The 21,109-nt window shown below is 38.4% G+C and carries 16 protein-coding genes and 1 pseudogene; 8 read left to right on the top strand and 9 right to left on the bottom strand.

Annotation, left to right across the window (positions count from 1 at the left end):
* Positions 1–227: hypothetical protein (locus tag F3741_11720; GenBank protein MZG31447.1), on the bottom strand; the 227-nt coding region annotated here is incomplete at its 3' end.
* 1,012 nt (positions 228–1,239) lie between these two features.
* Here F3741_11720 and F3741_11715 point away from each other — a divergent pair.
* From F3741_11715 to F3741_11705, 3 genes and pseudogenes are all read left to right on the top strand, one after another.
* Positions 1,240–1,506 (top strand): annotated as a pseudogene (locus F3741_11715) (response regulator).
* Positions 1,507–1,798: 292 nt separating this feature from the next.
* Positions 1,799–2,677 (top strand): flagellar motor stator protein MotA, encoded by an 879-nt coding sequence (gene motA / locus F3741_11710; protein MZG31446.1) that lies wholly within the window; start codon positions 1,799–1,801, stop codon positions 2,675–2,677.
* A gap of 13 nt (positions 2,678–2,690) precedes the next feature.
* A complete protein-coding gene (locus tag F3741_11705) occupies positions 2,691–4,484 on the top strand; it encodes an OmpA family protein (protein MZG31445.1) in 1,794 nt (597 codons plus the stop codon).
* Positions 4,485–5,483: 999 nt separating this feature from the next.
* Here the strand turns inward: F3741_11705 and F3741_11700 are convergent.
* From F3741_11700 to F3741_11670, 7 genes are all read right to left on the bottom strand, one after another.
* Positions 5,484–6,602: a 2Fe-2S iron-sulfur cluster binding domain-containing protein gene (locus F3741_11700; GenBank protein MZG31444.1), complete on the bottom strand. Its 1,119-nt coding sequence runs from the start codon at positions 6,600–6,602 to the stop codon at positions 5,484–5,486.
* A gap of 189 nt (positions 6,603–6,791) precedes the next feature.
* Entirely contained in the window at positions 6,792–8,681 is a 1,890-nt protein-coding gene (locus F3741_11695; GenBank protein ID MZG31443.1) for a hypothetical protein, read from the bottom strand.
* Positions 8,682–9,140 (bottom strand): hypothetical protein, encoded by a 459-nt coding sequence (locus F3741_11690; protein ID MZG31442.1) that lies wholly within the window; start codon positions 9,138–9,140, stop codon positions 8,682–8,684.
* 344 nt (positions 9,141–9,484) lie between these two features.
* A complete protein-coding gene (locus tag F3741_11685; protein MZG31441.1) occupies positions 9,485–11,203 on the bottom strand; it encodes a cyclic nucleotide-binding domain-containing protein in 1,719 nt (572 codons plus the stop codon).
* A gap of 96 nt (positions 11,204–11,299) precedes the next feature.
* Positions 11,300–12,397, bottom strand: coding sequence for a hypothetical protein (locus tag F3741_11680; protein MZG31440.1), 1,098 nt, complete (start codon positions 12,395–12,397; stop codon positions 11,300–11,302).
* Entirely contained in the window at positions 12,324–13,754 is a 1,431-nt protein-coding gene (locus F3741_11675) for a hypothetical protein (protein MZG31439.1), read from the bottom strand. The genes F3741_11680 and F3741_11675 overlap by 74 nt, the downstream gene beginning before the upstream one ends.
* A gap of 11 nt (positions 13,755–13,765) precedes the next feature.
* On the bottom strand, positions 13,766–15,760 hold the full coding sequence (locus F3741_11670) for a cytochrome C (protein ID MZG31438.1): 1,995 nt from the start codon (positions 15,758–15,760) through the stop codon (positions 13,766–13,768).
* An 856-nt stretch (positions 15,761–16,616) separates the two neighbouring features.
* On the opposite strand from F3741_11670, the gene F3741_11665 reads away from it, so the two are divergent.
* The 5 genes from F3741_11665 (at position 16,617) to F3741_11645 (ending at position 19,939) form a co-directional block, all read left to right on the top strand.
* Complete coding sequence (locus tag F3741_11665) at positions 16,617–17,372, top strand: motility protein A (protein ID MZG31437.1); 756 nt, start codon at positions 16,617–16,619, stop codon at positions 17,370–17,372.
* Between the two features lie 106 nt (positions 17,373–17,478).
* Positions 17,479–19,044, top strand: coding sequence for an OmpA family protein (locus tag F3741_11660; protein ID MZG31436.1), 1,566 nt, complete (start codon positions 17,479–17,481; stop codon positions 19,042–19,044).
* 60 nt (positions 19,045–19,104) lie between these two features.
* Positions 19,105–19,434 (top strand): LysM peptidoglycan-binding domain-containing protein, encoded by a 330-nt coding sequence (locus tag F3741_11655; protein MZG31435.1) that lies wholly within the window; start codon positions 19,105–19,107, stop codon positions 19,432–19,434.
* A 209-nt stretch (positions 19,435–19,643) separates the two neighbouring features.
* Complete coding sequence (locus tag F3741_11650; GenBank protein MZG31434.1) at positions 19,644–19,772, top strand: pentapeptide repeat-containing protein; 129 nt, start codon at positions 19,644–19,646, stop codon at positions 19,770–19,772.
* Between the two features lie 38 nt (positions 19,773–19,810).
* A complete protein-coding gene (locus tag F3741_11645) occupies positions 19,811–19,939 on the top strand; it encodes a hypothetical protein (protein MZG31433.1) in 129 nt (42 codons plus the stop codon).
* Positions 19,940–19,979: 40 nt separating this feature from the next.
* On the opposite strand, the gene F3741_11640 is transcribed toward F3741_11645, so the two are convergent.
* Positions 19,980–20,327, bottom strand: coding sequence for a sel1 repeat family protein (locus tag F3741_11640; protein MZG31432.1), 348 nt, complete (start codon positions 20,325–20,327; stop codon positions 19,980–19,982).
* Between the last annotated feature and the right edge of the window lie 782 nt (positions 20,328–21,109).

The raw sequence follows: 21,109 nt of genomic DNA, 5'->3' as shown, positions 1-21,109 counted from the left end.
ACTTGAACCTCCAATCGGTCTCCACCAACCACTCCCCCAGGGGGATGCAACAAATAGACATGGCAGGTTCCATTACGTTCAGGGTAAAAAGGTTTTTGGACTCGCAGGGGGCCTTCATGTTTTTTCCAGTTTAATATGGTTTTTCCATTTAGCTCTGTAAAACCTAACCGAAGCTTAGCTTTCCACCCTTTAATCAAGTGTGTTTTTTCGGATCTAAATTTGGTCATAAATCCAATAGCCACCTGAACCAATGGCCCAAAAATTAATTAACGTTCTAAAGCACATTGCAAAGGGCAGCAGTCGGGTATCAAAGCAATTCCCAATATCCCCCCAAATAGAACCATGGAAAATAAAACACTAACATTAAACATTACCAGATATCCCAATCCTTCCCAAGCGGAATTTTGGTTTGCGATGGGAATGGGGAGCAAAAGAGATGTGGACCCGGCAAGTCCATGGATCACCCTAATAAATAATGCCTTAGGGGAAGGTTTATCCTTATCAAAAACTAGAAAACTCTGAGTATCCTTTTCGGATTTGATCGTTCAATGGATTTCTCAGTCAGGAAATGCTTTCGAAAACTTTTAGAAGGTATGCCCCATAACGCCAAAATTCCAGGGATAAGAAATATATAACCAACTAGTTTTTCCGCTAATTGACTGAATTGATGGGAAACCGCTAGCCACAGTAGCAAAAAAGCTGTTCCAACTAAAAGTAATGTGAGGTCATACCCCAAGGCTCAATGCGAACAAAAGAAACATAGCTTATTCGTCTTTGAAGGGGTTCCCGCTAAATTTGAAGTCGCCACGACATGATCTGCGTCAAGAACATGAAAAATTCCCAATCCTAAGGCGGGCATTTAAAAAAACTATTACCAACATAGCTGAAGAAATTATCCCTTAATGATTTTATTGTACATAAAAAATTCTATTCTAAACCCACAAGCAATATTCAAGCCAAAATAGTCCAAAGTAATTTTCTCTTCAAAGGCCCAATTAAATCATAGAGCTATGGAAGGAAAAAGCATACACAATAGGAGCTTTTGATTTTATTCCAAAACCTGTACAATTTGGACAGATTTTTAATTTAATTAGCAAATCTGTACAAAAACAAAAAAAATTAAATTATCCATCCAAGTTTAAATTTAAGAGCGCTAATTTTCATGTTAAATCGTTTTCCAAAATCAAAATTACTACTAGCTGATGATGATGAAAACCTTTTGCTTGGACTGAAAAGGACTTTAAAAAGGAAGATTATGTTTTTGAAAATGCTACAGATGGGCAAGGCTCGTTATCAAAAATTGATGATTTTGGTCCAAATGAGATCATTTTAGATCTAAAAATGCCCCACATGACAGGGACTACATTTTTTAGAATGATAAAACAATTTTACCCTGGCATAGAAGTTATTATTTTGAATGGATCTACAGATTTCAACTCTTACACAGAATGCCAGGAAAAAAATATGACAAACAGAGAAAAAGACTTTTGTGTCCAGATTTTATGAAATAGGTTCATGCCTCCTTAGCTTATGGGGATTGCCAAACCCAATTGTCAAGACTGTTGGTTACCACAAAACCCTAAGCAAAGACTTACATAAAAAAACATATTTGAAGATCATGTTTTGAAAGTTATATTAATTTGGATCGTGAATATTTCAAAGAAACTGGAAGTTCAGAATCACTTATCAATGGGTATGAACACCTTAAGAAATCTATTTCTAAAATCAAATGATGAGCGGTATGGATTTTTTTAAGATCATACTAATTAATTAACTAAAATATTATCTCGTAATTCATATGACAAAATTTTTTACTCCTATAGGACTATTTTTGGTAATCGCATCAGTAATAACAGGATATGTAGCCCATGGTGGAAACCTCAACTTGTTATGGCAACCAACAGAATTTGTTATTATAGGTGGAGCTGCATTAGGAGCATTTATAGCAAGTTGCACTCCAGAGATTTTCAAACATGCATTACATACTATGAAAAAAGGCGTTCTGTACACTCCATTCGTTAAGGATGACTATATTGAGGTATTAAAACTGCTAAATGAAATTTTCGCAAAAATAAGGAAAGAAGGCCCTATTAAACTGGAAAGCCATATGGACGATCCACAAAATAGCTCGATCTTTAAAAAATACCCGGACTTCCTAAAGAAAACAGACGCTCTTGAATTTTTAACTGATTCTTTTCGAACAATTATATCAACAAAAATTCTTTATTATGATCTCAATGCATTACTAGAAGAAGAAGTAGAAGCCTACTTTGAAGAAATAGAAAAACAAGCAGAATTGGTAAACGAAATAGCAGAGTCTTTCCCAGGTTTAGGCATTGTCGCAGCTGTTCTAGGTGTCGTAATTACAATGCAAAAGATATCAGAACCACCTGAAGTTTTGGGAGTGTCAATTGGCGCGGCATTAGTAGGAACCTTCCTGGGTGTACTTCTTTGCTACGGTTTCGTAGCTCCTATAGCCAGAAAAATGAAATTGTATGCGGAAAGCCAAAAGGAATATCTATTGGTGATAAAAACAATAACAATATATTTTGTTAGCGGAATAAATCCCAAAATTGCCCTAGAATTTGGCAGAAGAGCAGTACCAAAACCCGTAAGACCAACTTTTATAGATATGGAAAAGAACTTTCAGGAAATGAAAAAATTAGAAACAAATTAACTTAGTGATCCCAATGCAAGATTCACAAGAAAAACAGCCCTCAAAATATCAAATGGGTCACAATATTGCTTTATTAAAAGAAAGAATTGCTGAACTAAATAAACAGTTAAAAAGTTCAGAAAAGAATTTAAGCTTACAATCTAAGAAGTTTGAAACTGAAAAGAATTCATTAAATGATCGCATAAAAAAACAGCTCGAAGAAGAAAAACTTGTTTTAATTGAAAAACTGAGAACTCTCGAAGAAAACAATAAAGGTTTAAAATTAAAACTGGGCACTGTAGATGAAGATATAAAACAAAATGAGAATTTAAAACAAAAACTAAAAACCATTGAAGATATACTTAAAAATGAAAGGAGTATGCATGAAAAATTGGTGGCGGAGAAGAAAGATGCAGAAGAAAAATGCCAACGATTAGAAAGTGAACTTAATGAGATAAATGATGATCAAGCTACCACAGAAAAAATCAAAAAGAGTATCGAAGTTATAAATCAGTATAAGAATGAAAATAGTGAACTTAAAGATAAATATTTGTCGCTTCAGGAAAAATATCAGAAAAAAGAAGAAGAACAAAACCTTGAAAAGAAAGACGATATTAAATTAAAAATTATTGAACAAAAACAACAAATACAAGAACTTGAAAAAAAACTAGATCGCGTTAGTATCGAAAATGAAGAAATACAAAAATATCGGCAGGAAATTGAAACACTTCAGAATAAATTAAAAAATAATCCACCCGAGAAGACCATTCAACAAGAACTAGAAAAATCTCAAAACAATAGAGAAGAATTTGAAAAGATACTCAAATCAGATGAAAAGACCTTTGAGGTTTTTAAAGTTGCCCTAAACAACAAAACCAGTCACGACCAAAGAATTATTAAATTGGATGAGATGATCAAACAAACCAAAGAGCACATTGAAGAATATATTTCTGAAAACAAGGACTCTGAAACTGGATCTTTACATTCTATAGAAGTTCTAGACTTTTTAAAAGTACAAGTTGACAAGAAGGAAAATATAAAAAAACTATTAATCAATCAAAAACAAAACACAACGAGCGAGGAAGATAAACAGGAAAATATTATTATACAAAAAAAGAATATAAAGAAACATGCTGCCCATGGAGGTTCTTGGAAAGTTGCCTACGCTGATTTTGTTACTGCAATGATGGCTTTTTTTCTATTAATGTGGCTGCTTTCACAATTGTCCCAAGAGTCACGAGACAATTTACAACAATATTTTCAAAGCTATAAAGCATTTATACATTCCGGTGAAGAAAAGGTTGAAGCCTCGGATTCTGTTCGTTCGGCCGATTTAAAAGATAAGAATTTTCAGAAACGATTAATTGAGGAATATAAAAATAGATTCGCAGGCTCAGATGAGCACCTGAAAGTAATGAAAGTAGCTGGTGGAATTAGAATACAAGTTATGGATATTACTGATAAGCCAATGTTTGAAATTGGCAGTGCTGTGTTTAGACCTGAGGCTATTGAAATATTTCAATTTCTTGCTGAAAGGATAAAAAAACTACCAGGTTTTTTAATTATTGAGGGCCATACTGATGGCTTGCCATTCTCAAAAGGAAATAAAACTAACTGGGAACTTTCGATGGAGAGGGCCTCAGCCGCTCGTTTTCATTTAATGAAAAATGGTGTAGATTCGAAAAGATTGAAAAGAATAGTTGCCTATGGTCATTCTGAACCAATAAATCCAGAGGACCACTACGACCCAAGGAATAGACGGATTAATATCATTTTACTTAATGATGAAAACGATAAAACTCTAGAACCTTCGCCTTCAAATAATTAAATCTTAATTTTTCAAAATATTTCCAAATCTTTTTCACTTAATATTTTAATAAAACCAGGTAGTTGCTCTTCATGAGACTTCGCAATCCCCTTTAGAGTCAGAGGTTGCAACAAAAGCCAATGATTGATTTTAAATATATTTCCACATAAAATATTAAAAGAATACTTTTTTTGAGCAATGAATTTACAGCATTACTTTTCGATCTCAACTAGCTCTGCAAATAACACTCCACCATCAGAAGATGGCCCTTTCAATAATGGCTATATTTTATTGAGGTAAAAAATTTTTTTCTTTTTGGGACAAACATTACTCAATGAGATTTTTAGCAATTGTTTTATTTAAGAGACAATAATTTTTATTGATTTTTATTAATGCCTTCATCATTAAGTTTCTTAAAGCGTGACATAATTATCCAGTCATTCGCCACATTACCTCTTCTGATAAAATCAAAGATACGCTTATCTTTACATCTGAAACACATAGAAGATAACTTCTTATCCATGACCCTTGATACTATAATCCTGATCTCATTACCACACTTTTCACATTTATAAACGAACGAACTCAAGATACTACCTAAAATAGATTATTTGGTTATAAGAGTCAATTTTCTCATTGCCCATCTGAATAATTATTGGCCAATTATAAAGAGTAAACTACAGGCCAAAAAAAGGAAAATTGAATAAACCCTAAAAAGTAAAGGAATAATTTTTAGGACAACCTTTTCTTAAGATAGGGAGGTTCAAAAATCCTCAGAAACCCACGGAATTTAGTGCAAGACCTCTTTTAACCAAGTTAAAGTCATGTCATATTAATTTCACGATTTCCCAGATACCGAACAAGAACTGCATGGATATTTATTAATAATTTAAAGAATTTGGTGCAATGATCATTATATTTGATGAAATAAATCTCGTGTTTAGTTTAAATGGTTTATAGTTTTAAAAACCCTACCAATATGAAGAACTGAAAAAATAATCACACAAATCTCATGGTAGTTCAAGCATCCAAAGAAATATTTCCCTTTGGAATGGATATGCAAGTCAAGCAGGATCCTTCCTCAGGAGGGGTACCGGGCTCACCAACATATGTTACATCACCATTTATAATTGCTGTCAAACAGGACCCACAATTTCCTGCCCTGCAGCCAGATTCTAAATGAATACTATTTTGCTCTGCAAGTTCCAACAATGAAGATACGTCATTATTCCAAGGTATAGTTTTACCGGTTTTAGTAAATTTAATTTCAATCTTTGAAACCTGCTCTTTAATGGAATCTTTTTTTACTTTTTTTACGGTAGCTGGGCCAAAAGCTTCAAAATGAATATTTGCCTTGGGCACACCCCAGTCAGCCAGATCTGAATTCAAATCCTTAATCATTGGAGGAGGCGCGCAAATATAAAAATCATAATTGTTGGAAGAAAGAAATGGTTTAAAGTTATCAACTGTTACCCTTCCTTGAACATGATAATCGACGTCTTTAATATCTGTTTCCGCCGGAGAACTATAGAATACTTTTAAATTAACATTAGCATTAGCTCTCTCAACTAACTCAAGGTGTTCCTTCATTATATGCTCTTTTTTATTTCTAACTCCCAGAAAAAACCAGATCTCTCTTTGCGATTCTATTTCAACTAAAGCATTCAACATGCTTAGTACCGGAGTTATACCGACTCCTCCTCCAATCAAAACAACCGGGCCTTTAGCATACATATCGATAAAAAAATGGCCGCTTGGAGCTTTAATATCGACAATATCTGATTCATTCAAATTGTCATGAAAATAGTTTGAAACTAAACCTGCTGGAACATTAGGGTTATCTTTAGGAGGAGGTACCCTTTTAACACTAACTCGGTAGCGATCGGGATGATGAGGGCTATCGGACAAAGAATAACAGCGAACAACAGGCTTCTGTTGACCTGGAATATGCAATTGAAAAGTTAAAAACTGACCGGGATAAAATTTTGGCAACGGCTTGCCATCATGAGGAGAAAGGTAAAAGGAGGTGATGTCAGCAGTTTCTTTTACTTTGGAAACAATTTCAAATTTTCTAAAACCATTCCATGAAAACCGCGCTCTTTCATCTTCAAGCTGTTTTGTTTGTATTATTTGATCCACACGAGTCTTTAACAACTGAACATCAAGAATAGCCCTGTCCTTATTTATAGCCAGCGTCCGGGTGGCATTTGTAATGAGAATAAGAATATAGGCAACAAGAAATAGAAGAAATGCTAATGCAATAAAACTGATAGCTATGTTTAACAAAACTCCCTCCTTAATTTTAAAAAATAATTCGTCCTTTACATATCATTTCTGGTTTTCCGTTATTCCTATTTTTTTGGAAAACATTTTCTTCTTAAACCCGGTTTTGGAATGGTATACATGACATGTTTGACAATCCTGACTTATTTGAGATTTTGTATGGCATTGAATACAGGTTTCCTTATTGATGGCCGTAAAATTACTGGACCATTTATTTGCATCAAAGTCCTTAAATGAGGCCATATAATCTGACTGATCATCTATAATATGACAACTGGAACAAGAGTCGTTTGCGCCTAGAATTTCTATGTGCCCCGAGTGAGAATATTTGGAATAGGACCTGTCGTTGTCAACCTTGTAATGCCATTCAATTTTTAGTTTCTTCGTTCCTTCCGCAGTAGTAGTCTCATTTATAGCATGACATTTCACACACCCACCAACGCCCTCTTTTGGGGATATCAGTTGATCACGCATTGCAAGGGCTCGAGTCATCTTATCGTCATTTTCCTGATTCGTTGAAGCAGCCAATGCAAACTCAATCCACGCTTTTGCAACTGGATCCTGATGGCCGGTTGGTTTATATTTAACCTCCAGCATATCTGCATACCATCCACCAAACTTAGCTTCCATAGGCGGTTCATATTCTAGATTTAAACCCCAGGAACAAGCTGCCCTTTTGAGCACTTCTGGGTTCATTCCAGTTAAAAGCTTATCAGCCTTGATAGATTCTGTTTTCTCGTTTATCAAATTTTCAATTGGAAGAATGCTTTCCTCAGACATTGCCATAATAAGTTCCTGAAAAGGTTTCTCATAGGATTCAAGGTCTTCTTCCGGGACGTTTAATAAGAATGAGCTCACTAATGCAGGCATTTCAGTAGAAACACTAAGAAATTCTTCATCTGATTTTTCCTGGGCAGGAGAGTTGCAAGCCTGAGTCAAGGCGTCACTTTCAATATAATTTGTCATGAATTCAGGAAGTCGAAGTAGCACCAAATCTTTCTTTATTATTTGCGACCCATGGCAATCGACACAAATTTTCTCAAACGCTTGCGGTCGAATTTCTTTATCCGACAAAGCCACCTGGTGACAACCAACACAAGAAGAGGGAGCCTTGTCAGAAAACTTCTGGTTTTCGAAATGTTTGTTCAAGTGCGAATTATGATCAAATTTAATTGCATTACGAATAAAGTAGGGATATTTTTCTGGGAATTCAGGATGACCCTTTGAAAAGCTTTCAAACTTGTTTTTGTGACAATTATTGCATTGTTCAGCAGTTGCTAATCGAACACTCATTCTTTGTCCACTGTGTTCACGATGACACATTATGCACTCAGTTTTTTCAACTTTTTGGTCTTTTTCAAACTCATTGTTATGGGCCAGGTTATGAGGCCCGTCAAACGAGTGGCAGTTAATGCAGTGAACAGAAATATCGTCCTGCCTGAATATAGCTTCAATCCAGCCAGCAGGGCCCTGTCCATGAACTGAATGGCATGAAGAACAACCCTCTTTTTTTGTGAATTTCGCATGCGACCTGGATAAAGCCCCCGCTTCAGAAATACTGACAAGTCCTTCATCGTCAGGGCTAAAAGACTGGGTGGCAGCAATCAAAGCAAAAATAACCGAAACGGCCAACAAAGAAATTTGTCCGCGAATAGCGCGTAAATTTTTTTTTGGCGCGCAAGGAGGTCTTGTCCATGAGCACTCCCCATTGGGGCCCGGCCCTTCTTCGCATGAACCACCAAAACGTTTTTCCCTTCGGCATGACCAGCGACCTTTCTTAAAAAAAGGCACGCAATCCTGAGTCCCTCCACAACTGCCATCTGTTTTCGGGCCCTGGAAACAAGGCGTTCTCCACAATGCACCCCTTCCACACCTGTAAGGAATATCAGGGCGTTCATAAGAGCTTTTATCGTGATCAAACCTATTCTCGTCCATTTATTCGAAGAACACCTGAATTAATATTAAATGCCATATCGCCATAGTCATAGCGGCGGCGGCAAGAGGAACATGCAAAAGGAGCCAATTCTTCAACATGGTTTGCAAAGAATAGTGGTAATCAATTTTTCGTTTGGTTTCCGCAAGCGTGAAAATTCTTCCCAGGTATTCACGCTCCGCATCATTTAAAAACCTTTCCAGAATAGAACACTGCTGCCTCACCCAGGCTTGAGCATTCTGCCCACCAAGAATATTGTTAAGAAAAAAACGAGGCCGCTGAAAAAACCAACCTAATGTTTCCATGTAATGCTGGGCAATAGTATCGCTTCCTGTTTTCTCCGTGCATTCCAAAACCAGGCTTTCCGCCTTGTTCCTGATTTCAGCAATATCGCGTGGGATGCGCTCATAAATGCATTCAAGCCCTATACGAGTTAATAGATTTGGATAAATTTTTTCCATTATCAGTCCCACTATTCCTGTCAAGGTCGTTCCATAGAATAGAGCTGCCAGAATCTGGTTGTACAATCCCTTGGGCCACAAAAATCCCGCGTGCAGCCAAAATAAAAATAAAGACAGAAAACCTGCCACCGAATGCAAGAGGAACCATTTATGGGCAGGCCACAAAGGAATGAAAGGCAAGCGTTTTCGCAAGTTAAATAAACATAAGAGGAAAATAATGAAAAACAACGCTCCACCACTTATAAACTCGTGATAGCCAAGGGCGTTTTCTACCCTTGAAGCCCAAACCCATATCAGTATAAAAAAGATTAGAGAGCCCGTTATGTATCCCCATAACTTTTTCATCATCTGCTTCCAATCTCTCTTACACTCACATCTCGAAAATCAACCCTGTTTAATGCATCATGTGGACATGCAAATGCACATGCCGGACCAGTAATCTGGTCAGCACAAAGATCGCACTTGGTGGCTTTTATAATTGGCTTATGGTTTTGTGAGTCGAGAATAAGCTCCCCCTCCTCATCGCGGATGGAAACCATCCTGATATTTGAATAAGGGCAGGAGTTCGCGCAGGTTTCGCAACCAATGCAAGTGTCGTCATTTATGATTACCATTCCTCCAGACATTGATCTGTGAATAGCACCTGTCGGACAACCAATCATACAAACCGGGTCGGCACAATGCATACAGGCATTGGCCACCATCCAGTTTTGAAATGTTTTACCATGCCGGACAAACCTGGGGTTACCATCATGCGTTGAAGCACAAGCTCGCACACAGTCATCGCAACGTACACAACGGTCAAGGTTGATCAGCATCGCCTGGGTACCATTTATAAAACGTTCCTCAACGGCCCACTCAAGCAAAGCCCCATCGGTCAATGCTCTACCAATAAAGTCCTGCAACCGCCTTGACTCTGCTGAAGAACTTGAAGCAGCCTGCCTTATACCCCCTCTTTCAGATGTCCAGTAAGAAAATAAATGCTTCTCAATTATTCTGCTGGGCACTCGCAGTGCTTCTGCATAGCCAACAGCAGAAATTGTAACTCGCATAGAAACATTCGGCTCACCTTGCCAAGATCGAAAAAGCTCGTCCGCACCATAGAAGTCCCCAGCCCCAAGATACGTCAAGGTTTGTTTTCCGTGACCCTGATCTATCGAAACCCGGGCAAACCCAGAGCGAATCATTAAAACTCCATCAGGGTAATCACCCTGATTCGAAATAACAGGTTCGTCTTTAATTCCTTGAGTTTTCTCGTTATCCTGAAGTTTATTATAGGTAAGATGCCAATCAAACTTTCCGTAAGTTTCGAAAAGAGTAGCATCTGCTACTTCCTGAAGGTCTTTGTCATCAAGGTGGGAAAAAATCGACGTCGCCCGGAGATGAGCATTCAGGGCATTCTCACGATATCGCTGGTCAATGAGGCGGCGCCAACCCTCGTCATACTTTCTTATTTCACGCAGTCCCTGCCAGCGTATTTCCAACAGCTCAGCATCGGTTTCCGCAAAGATCGTAGAAGTTCTGGGCGTTCTTCCCAATGCGGCAAGTTCCCCGAACAGACCTCCTTTACCCAGAGTAGCAGTTTTATTCTCATCTAATATTGCGGGTACATCTTGTAGAAATATATTGGCAGAGTTTGGGGCATGGCTTGCACGAATTCCAGTATTTTGATTGTAACGTTGAACGTCCCTGAATTCCGGAGGCTTTTTTTGAGTCCAAAGTTGTTTAAGAGCCTGCCAAAAAGTTTTCTTTTTAATGGTCTGACGCCCAAGCATTTCTCTGGGAAGACCAGGTGCAAGCACCACTCTTAATGAGCCATCTAATATTAAAAAAGCGGAGTTGCCATAATCCCCCTCACGAATTACAATATCGCCCGGTTTGTAACGCATTATCCTGGAATCATTTCTGAGAATCCCGTCCAGCGATATACGGGAGGGGAACCTCTCCCGATCAATAGCTTTAATTTCCGGAATATTCAGCAAACGTTCGACATCTGCATCGGTCATGTCAGTGCCAAACGGTTGATCCCAGCGTTGTGGTCGCGACTGGGTGGTTATAGCCATCCATCAACTCCTTTAACATATAAATACAAAATTAGATAAAAAAATAAAACTTAATGGACGAGCTATAAATCAAATCCTTCTGTTTTAATTAAAATATTATTTATAATCCGATTTCGCCGGGAGCTTGCTACCCACAACACCCGTCAAGTCCTTCCCTGCTATTGCACCTGCGAACTTTAAAGCATTTTCCCGGGTTGGTGATGCCAGCAGCTCCGCCGCTTCCGGGACACCAGCAAGGGCTGCCTTTGCATTTTCAACGCGCTTCTTTTGAGCTTCGACATATTTTGCCTCGCTGGACTTTGACAGCACGCTGGCCGCTGAAACCAATGCAGCCGCCTGACCAATCACATATAACTCAGCCTGCTCACTGGGGCTCATTTCTGCATTGGTCTTAATGTCTGGCGGGTAGTGCCTGTGACGTACGGTACCTTGTGAATATTTAACCAGCTCAAATTCAGGATTAATCGGGTGTCCTGCTCCCAACATTTTAGCCAAATCATCGGCTTTTAAATCAGGGTTGGCGAGTCCATGACAGGTCATGCAGTTTTCCGCAACTTCATATTTCATCGTTGGCCAAATTAAACCGGCCGCTTTTGATTCCGCAATCCTTTTCGCTTTATGTTCCGCAGATTCCTGATCACGCTTAACATCTTTTCCACCATAATTATCGTGAATCGATAACCATTCGGAAGACGCCCCGTGACAGCTCTCACATGATGTTCCCGACTTTGCCACCGGCCTGGAACCGGCATCTTTCTGCTCAAGCGTATAATGACACAAGTAACAGGTCTCATTCCTTTTCATACGTTTTTGGCCACCAACAGCCTGCAATATTTTCTTCGGAGAAGGCTTGCTATCATCTTTAGGCTCTCTATGCACCGTACGGAAAGATGTATAGTGTTTCGTTTTTTTCCAAATATCGGTCTCTGCCTCGTGGCATTCCTCACAAAGCTTGGCGCCCTTGAAAAAAGGTTGGGCCATTGCCGTAGAACCCATTGTTATTCCCCAACCCAAAAGAAAAACGAAGGTGGAAACAAAACAAAGTTTATTTAATTTCATAGAATCCTCTTTTGTAAATACATATCTACCATGTATGAATAAATAGCTGCTCTTACATATATTAAAAAAGGTAACGGATTTCTGTGTAAAGGCTGGTTCCATCGTCACGTTTTTCCAGCACCGAATATGAAGCATCCAGTTCAAGTTGAATTCTTTGAGTTAGTTTTTGACGAAATTCAAATCCAAAGGCAACATCATCGAATCCGTCACCCCCAATATCTTTCCGGCTGGCTATTTCCAGAGTAAGACTACGATGATGATTATCCCAGAACGCTTCATAGCCAAGGACCAAACCCGCAACATCGTTGGTAAGATTATTAAGTTCTGACAGCAAGTTCCCTACACCAGGAGAAGCAAATAAAACTCCCAAACTGGCCAAGGGTCCGCCAACAATGGGTTCTCGGCCAACCTGTGTATAATTCCCATCAACAAGAAAGGCATTTACATAAGCAATATCATCGGAGCGATAAGGTGTCCAGGAAACCTCAGAACTATACATTGTTCCAGTTCCAGCTTTAGGACTATCTGTATCCATTTCAAAAGAGGTATTTATTCTGAATGTGGTATTGAAATGCCCAAGTCTTTGAATGGCAGAAAAACCCAAGTTATAACTATCTCCTGTGATTTGGTCATCTTCCACATAGATCATATCTAAGTTAAAAGTATGCTTGAGAGTATCAATCGAGTTGAACCATCCGAACAAATCCGAAGACCTGTTTAACACCGCATTAGATCGATGCAACTCATTCCAGCCATATACGACTGTACTCCTCATTCCTGAAATTCCGGCAAAACGTATATTATTCCTGACGAGACCAACTGCATCAACCGTCTCATTAATCATAATGCCATTTTGAAATGTCAGGGCTTGTCTCCCCACAGAGAATCCCAGATCAATTGGCTTTTTGCCTACCGGGTCCAACCCGGGAAACAGACTTCCAAAATCTCCCTCAAAGAATAAAGTGCGTATATCCAAATTGGGTTCAATTTTACTTGAGCCAAAATTATCATTGAGCTGAACCCTTGTAAATCGGTTAAACGCATTTCTGTCAAGAGGACGCACGCCGATAACCAGCTTTTCTGTATGAGTTAATTGAAGATTGGCAAAAAGATCTAGTCGAGTAGCCCATTCAGAAGACGGGGAGCGCACACCATTGTCAAAATAATGCAAAGAGGTTCTTAACGTGCCGAAGATCCATAGCTGAGGTTGCCAGACTGCACCCCAGGGAGTTTCAAAACCTTCCTGCAGATTACCTGTACCGAGAAAAAGATCTCCTCCCTCATATATCAAAGGAGGCCGGTTGCCAGCATCAGAAGGTTGCAGCAATTGAATTTTTTCATCAGAAAAGCGGCTTACCTCGAAGGTCTCGCCTATAGGAAAGAGGTCTGCAAAGGCAGGAGAAGCGGGAACAACAAAAATACTTGCAACGAAAATATACAACAAAACAAAACATCGCTTAATGCCCCACTCCCTCAAAAAAACTATCATCATTGCAAAAAAGTTTACTCAAAAATACTGATAAGGGAATTGAGGAAAGAGGTTTCAATCAAATCTCCCTCTTTAAAATCAAAAACAATGTTTTTACTTTCGAGCACCTCATATCCAGCACCTACATTGTCGGCTACTTCTCGGGCGCTCATGTTGTAATCAAACCCACGGCTCTTAATTGCTCCAATCAAATTAGCAGGTGCCATGCCAGCAATTAAATCAATTTTGGCCTTGTAAGGTCCCGCACCCGTCATCAAATCACCATCAACCTTGTATTCGGCCCATTTATGATCCAGAGGAGACAGACTCCTCCTGTTGATTCTTGTGGCCGGGGTTTCTCCGGTCAACACACGTGACCGTGTCGTCGGCCTGATGAATGGAGTCGTGGTAACAGGATAAGGAACAGGAAGAACCCGCTCTCGCTCACCTCCCCTGCTGCTGGTCACGAGAATACGGCCGCGAAGATCAAACAACTGGTCATCCAGAGGCAAATCGCCATTAATAACGTAGGAAGACTCATGATCTCGCACATCTCCATTAGGGTCTAAATCACCTGACTTGAAAACCTCCTTACCAGTTTTATCAGTGACGGTTACCTGAAGGAAAACAAGCCTCTCTGCAGCAAAACCTGTCGGTACATTATGACCATCGGTCAGGTTTTCAACTTTGACCTTAAAAGCAAGTCCATCTTTATCATTACGCGTGATAACGGCATCTGCAAGCTTATAGCCATTCTTAAGCACTTCCAGGCGTTTTTGCCGTACCCATTCCAAACGCTCGAACTGAACATTAAGAATTTCACGTGCATCGTAACGATCGTCTATAGACTCCCAACGGGCGGGGAATTTCATATCCTCGGCGACCTTATCTTCAAACTCGTCTGTTCCCCAACCGGCTTTATAATCAAATTGCAACCACTCCCTCATCGTTGCCATTTCCTGCGCTTCCACATTGTGCGGAAAAATGCCCGGGTGAATCACCGAGTAGTCTGGACCTGCAAAAATATGGTTTGTCAATTTTCGCGGAGCGGTTTCCTTGCCCCCTACAATAGCGGCCGGACCTTCTTCATATCCGGAAGGAATTCCCTGCACTTTTCCCATATGACAGTCCTGGCAGGTAATGCCCTTTTCTGCGGCAGGGGACATGCGGTATTCACTAAAGGCTTCTTCCAACCGAAAACCATTGAGCAGGGTCACATCATGACATTGCCCACAAAAGGTCGAACTGGAAATCGGTTCAAATTTTACGGCCTGGGTATGAATCTTTCTCCCCGGTTTGCCCTTCTCTGTTACAACGCGGTATTTATCTGTATTATCCAAGACCCGCTTCAACTCTTCTCCACCCTTCGGACCATATACCGGGGCCAATAAATCACCTTTCTGAATTGCCAATCGACCACTTCGCTTATTGTAAGCCTTGGTTATACGATGACAGGCAATACAAGTTATTCCTTCACGAGAGGCAGGATGACGATCCAGGTTGGACATAAAAGGGTCTTCATTCAAGTTTGCACCTATAGGAGTGTGGCACCGAAAACAAAAATCACCGTTAGTTCCATTGGTAAACTCATTGGTAAAACTACTGAAAGAAAGATATACAGGGCTCAACTGCGCATAAGAATGCTGTGAAACAGACCATTCCTTGTAGTGCTTTGGGTGGCAAGTAGCACAGGTAGTGGCAGAGGGATAATCATTTTCGACAAACAAATTAGCATGTTCTGCAGCAGCCACTGCAGCAATGTCTCGCTCCTCTTCAGAATCTGAGTCACCATTTTTCATATCTCTCTTTTCCTCTGATTCTAATGATGATTTGGAGCCAACATCTTTCTTAACTACAGAATCATTAATTATTTCCGAATTTCCAGAAACTTTTTGAGAAACCTGGATATTTTTATTACAGGAATATAGAAAAACGAGTGAAATAAAAACAAAAATTAATGGGTAACAACTTTTTCGGCTCCAACAAGCCCAAAAACCTATATGCACAATATTTTTTTTAAAGGAAATCATACTGCCTTAGACCCCATTTAAATTTAAACGCTTGTAAAAAAAATAATTTCTATACTTGAAGGGACAACAATTAAAGATCTAATTATAATCACATAAAATTAACAAATCTACCCTAAAATTAAATCATTAAAAGCAGAAATAGTTACCTGGAAACCTGCATCGGAGCGTTTTCTTAATACGTATAAATTGAAACTCAATTTCCTCTATATGTTCTAATAATAAATGAAGGGAATCAAACCTTTCTCTCTTTGTTTCCAGAAAACAAAATATCTGATTCCACAAACTTTATGAAAGTGTTTTGGCTGACTCAGTATATATTGAAAATAATCATTGGTTTTCAAAATATTTCTTATCATCTTGGCCCATGGGTTTTCTTCAAAATAGAAAACCAAATAAATACCAATAAAACCAATATAAATTTTCAGCCAAAACCTTCTAGAGAATATTTTCTCAAAAAAATTACTTAAATTAGCCATATTTTTTTAAGCTCTTTATAGGAATTAACCGAAATATATAGAGAATAGTAGAGTATTTAAATTATATATTTTTGATAAACCTTAAACACGAGAATTGCATTATTTCATAATTTTTAATAAAATTGAACACCTATATGATCATTTAATAAAAATAAGCGCAGTATTATATACAGTGAAAACATTTAACACAAAAGATACGCCTTTGTCATAATTAGCATTATTACCCAACAGATTGAATTTATGGAACAAAATTTGCTATTATTAGTAAAAAATTCTTAAAACTTAGCCCAAAAACTAAAACTTTTAATCTTTTAGAAAAAAGTTCAACTTTAAAATTATATTTTCAATAAATTTATGAATTAAGAAACAAGGGGATAAATGTGGATTTTGCATCAATAATAGGGTTATTCGCTGGCTGCGCTTTAATTATAGCGTCAATACTTATTGGCGGTGACCTAGGAGTGTTTATTAATTTGCCCGGCATAATGATTGTAATTGGTGGCAGTCTAGCCGCTACTGCACTAACCTTTGCGTTCAGTGATGTTAAAGCTGCATTCAGAGCAGTAATTAAAGTTTTTTCTTCAGAAAAAGAAGAAGCTAGTGATGTAATTTTGAATATGGTTGAGCTTTGCAAACTAAGCAGAAAAAAAGGGCTATTACAATTAGGTAAAGTAGAGGTCTCCTCACTGTTCCTTAAAAAAGCATTGTCGCTTGTGGCAGATGGAGCAGAAGAAGACATAATTAAGGATGCATTGAACAATGAAATTAATGCCTTAAAGAAAAGACATTATGCCGTTCAGGATGTTTTTAAAAAAATGGCCCTTTATTCCCCAGCCTTTGGAATGATCGGAACATTAATCGGATTGGTTCAAATGCTCCAAACCTTAGATGACCCTCAATCTGTTGGCCCTTCAATGGCCGTAGCCTTAATTACAACACTCTACGGAAGTATAATGGCATCACTAATATTCGGACCCATTGCCGGAAAGCTTAGCGCCAGAACAAATGAAGAGGTATTAAACATGGAAATCATGTTTGAGGGAGCAGCCGCAATCCTTAGCAACAATAATCCAATGTTCGTATTTGAAAAACTTTCTTCGCACATACCACATAATTTAAGACAAGAGTTTAAATAATATTAATCTATAAAAAACAAATAGTCTGACTGACAAGAAACAAACCAGGAAAAACTATAATTGATTTATTTAAGCAAGAAATAATTTCCATGAACATTTTTAAATTGTGAAAAACGAATCCACAGCTATTTTAAGAGAACAACTGCGAATAAAAGAAGCAGAGCTCCAGCATGTAAAAGCTGAGGCTAGAAAAAGCGAAAAGAAAAAAGAGTTTATTCTTCAGCTTAGCAAGGAAAAGTTGCAATCCGGTACGTCCATCGAGGATGCCCTGAACTATGAAGAAACCCAGCCTGTTGATTCTGAAGGCGAATTAGAGAGCAAAGAAACAAAAAAAGAGACAGATAAATTATTATCTGAAACAAAACTAAAACTAGATGAAAGCGAAAAAGAAAAAAAAGAAATTAAACTAAAGCTTTTAAAGGCAATAGATTTTATAAAAACCAAAAACAACACCCCAACTAAAGATAATGATTCTGAAGAAACAAAAACTTCAGGAGGCATGGATCCTGATAAAGAAGAAAAAGTAAAAAAGGCTATAGAGGTATTAAATGAAAAAAATTCATCCCTTCAAGAAGAGCTTGAAACTCTAAAAATAGCTGCCACAGAAAACCTAGCAAGAAAAGAAGTTCTAGAAACTGAAATTGCACGCACCAAAGAAAATTTCAGCGGTGAATCACTCGAGAAGAAACAAGAAGAACTAAAAAATACTTATGAAGAAAAAATCAACAACTATAAGAAAGTTATAACGGAAAAGAATAAAATCCTAAATGACCTTAAAGCCTCTCTAGGTAGTAATAGTGAAGACGGCTCAGATTCTGAGTCTGGTAATGAGGATGGAGAAGATTTAAAAGATAAGTTTAAAGAGCTAATAAGTCAGAAGGATGAAGCTGATGAAAAATATACAAATTTAAAATCTAATTTTGATAAAAAATTAAAAGAGAATTTAGAAAGTAGCACAGAAGAGCTCAACAAAACAATAAAGCGTCTAAAAAACAAAAAGACCTCGAATGATACTCAAGAGGATATAGAGGAAGGAGCTCCTGCTTGGATGGCTACTTTTGCCGATATGGTTACCTTGATATTATGTTTCTTTATTCTCATGTATGCTATTGCATCGCAAAATGTATCGCAATTTAAAGCTGAAATTCTAGGTACCGAAACAAAAAGTATTGGCGTTCTTGAGCTCTTAGACAGCATGACTATTAGGAAAAAACTAACAGAGCTCACCCCAAAACAACCCGACTCTGTAATTTCAGATATCAAGGCAGTTACAAAAGAAGCTCCTGTAGATGTAGAAGTTACCAAGGACAATATTATTTTAAGAATTCCAGGACAGGTTTTATTTGAAAAGGGGGGAGCCGACCTGCGTTTAGAAGCGAGACCAAGTCTGGATTCGGTTATAAATGTTGCCAACAGGTATCCAGACTACAAGATTAATATACAAGGCCATACTGATGATTATCCAATTTCAACGGAAAGATTCCCATCCAACTGGGAACTTTCTTCAGCTCGGGCAACCGCAGTTTTGAGATACTTTATAGACAAGGGTGCCGAACCTGAGCGAATGACTGCCACGGGTTATGCTGACACATTTCCTTTGTTTTCGAACGATACAAAGGCAGGTCAGCTGAGAAATCGGCGGGTTGAAGTTATCCTGGAAAAGGAAAGTTGAGAAAAAGAAGCAGCTTAAAACAGATTGTATTTCTTTGTTGATAAACCGGCTTTATGAAATATTTTCAAGCCATTGACACACACATGGCTTAATCAAACACTTCCACTCTTTAGCATTTTGAAACCCAGGCTCACACTCTTACTTGGTTGCATACTTTTATGGCTGGCTGGTTGCCAGGGCTTTCCACTGAACCGTGCAATATCCTCCAGCGAGAAAGGGGTTTATCATACGGTTCATAAAAACCAGACTCTTTATAGTATTGCCAAAGCTTATAATTTGAATATGATGTTTCTGAAAAACATTAATCACATTTCAGACCCCACCAACCTCACAGTAGGGACAAAGTTATGGATTCCGGGGGCTGATCGTGTTTTGGAATTAAGAAAGTGACCTTCCTGATTAACTTGAAACGTTAAAATTGCTGGTTTGTCCTGAAACCATCCTCACCTGCAATCTGCAACAGTAGCATTCAATAAAAGTTTGGCGAAATAAAATATCCCCTGATGTGCAAAATATTCAGATGAAGTTCAGGCGAATTTAACGAAACTGGAAAGCACTAAAATATGCCGGGGTTGTGACCTGACCTGGCAAAAGCAAACTTGACCGATACAAACCTTATGGGCACCAACTTAACAGGCGCAAAACTGGTTAACACAAACCTGAGAAACATAACACTCAGTTATGCGAATATAAATTGGGCGGAAATACTAAGAGGCGATGATGAATAACACCAAAATGGTTGCATCGCATTTTAAGGAACCCAGATATGGCGGGCTTCAATCTTTACAAGGCCAATCTGACTAAAACAAAAATAGCCAACGTTAATTTTGAGGGCACCGTATTTTGTAAGACAGTTATGCCTTCCGGGGAGGATAACTCCGGTTGCAAAAATTAATTTTTACAACCTGAAAGGAAAGAGGAAAGATAATATCCGGTTAATGTTGATCTATATAATTTCTCGGCACTCCTTTTTTGTGATATATAAGGATTCCTAAATCTAATTTGGCTTGTGATAGGCCCTGTTTTGCTGCCAAATCCATCCATTTGAATGATTCCTCATGGTTTTGCCTAACCCCTAAACCTTTATACAACAAAACCCCTAAACAATGTTGGGCATGCTTGTCCCCTTTTTCTGCAGCCGCGCGAATTATTCTGACTGCCTCCTCATAGTTTCCACTTTTTATAGCGTCCATGCCGTCATTAAAATCCTGTCCAAATGCAACAGCAGCACTAAATAAATATATAGACAACGCTACAACAAAAATTAATCTATGCATTTGCATCTTTGGTCTTGAAAAAGAGAAGAGCCATTGGAGATAAAAAGGAATAACTCAGGAGGACTATTTCCTTTATTGTAATGTTTGGTTGGAAAAAGGCTAAAGGCATTGTGAACTCGTACAGCTAATCAAATTAGAACTGTATATGCGAACTTCTACCTACATCTAAATATCCCAACTGCTTATATCACGAAACAGAGAGTATTTACAAGATTTTCCCCCATACCATCCAGGTTACCATATGATGTAAAGTACTTCGCAAAGAATTGAATAATGTTAAAGAACGTATTTAATATTTCAAAAGACGCAAGAGGCCTTTATGGGTGTCGTTTAAGGTATGCGATGGCATTTCTACAGGTGACGGAAGTTAATGCATGAGTTAGTAGCCTTAACATAGCTGACACTTACCCTCCAGAGTCTTCCGGGCTACTATAAGTCAATTAGGGCTCTTAGCTTGCCATACCTACTAGATGTATTGTGCCATTGGTATATCTATACTTGAGTTGCTTAACTTGAACTTGGTAAATATTTAACGAAGGACTATAAACAAAAAGTATCTCTAGCTAAATCCCTCTCTTTGTGCATATTCGTTTGACGACCTACACTCTTCTTAAAATATAGAATAGTGTCGCATTCAACCATTGAACTCACCGTAAAAAGCAGTCTGTGGCAGGTTGATTGACTAAAGCAAGAAATTCTTTAGTCAGGAGCCAATTATTACCAAACCTGTGGCGGCTTTCAGGAGTAAGATCCGGGCCTAGCTGTTGATATCCCGAACCCAGCCGAAT

The sequence above is a fragment of the Nitrospinota bacterium genome, assembly GCA_009873635.1.
Taxonomy (GTDB): Bacteria; Nitrospinota; Nitrospinia; order Nitrospinales; family VA-1; genus LS-NOB.
Note: the sequence above shows the minus strand (reverse complement) of the source record. Positions and strands in the feature narration are given on the sequence as shown.

Bases quoted from the DNA above. Each gene is read 5' to 3' on its own strand.
- F3741_11670 (MZG31438.1), bottom strand. From the start codon at position 15,760: ATGATTTCCTTTAAAAAAAATATTGTGCATATAGGTTTTTGGGCTTGT.
- motA (MZG31446.1), top strand. From the start codon at position 1,799: ATGACAAAATTTTTTACTCCTATAGGACTATTTTTGGTAATCGCATCA.
- F3741_11640 (MZG31432.1), bottom strand. From the start codon at position 20,327: ATGCAAATGCATAGATTAATTTTTGTTGTAGCGTTGTCTATATATTTA.
- F3741_11705 (MZG31445.1), top strand. From the start codon at position 2,691: ATGCAAGATTCACAAGAAAAACAGCCCTCAAAATATCAAATGGGTCAC.
- F3741_11690 (MZG31442.1), bottom strand. From the start codon at position 9,140: ATGGAAAAAATTTATCCAAATCTATTAACTCGTATAGGGCTTGAATGC.
- F3741_11695 (MZG31443.1), bottom strand. From the start codon at position 8,681: ATGGACGAGAATAGGTTTGATCACGATAAAAGCTCTTATGAACGCCCT.
- F3741_11675 (MZG31439.1), bottom strand. From the start codon at position 13,754: ATGATGATAGTTTTTTTGAGGGAGTGGGGCATTAAGCGATGTTTTGTT.
- F3741_11680 (MZG31440.1), bottom strand. From the start codon at position 12,397: ATGCTTCATATTCGGTGCTGGAAAAACGTGACGATGGAACCAGCCTTT.
- F3741_11645 (MZG31433.1), top strand. From the start codon at position 19,811: ATGGCGGGCTTCAATCTTTACAAGGCCAATCTGACTAAAACAAAAATA.
- F3741_11685 (MZG31441.1), bottom strand. From the start codon at position 11,203: ATGGCTATAACCACCCAGTCGCGACCACAACGCTGGGATCAACCGTTT.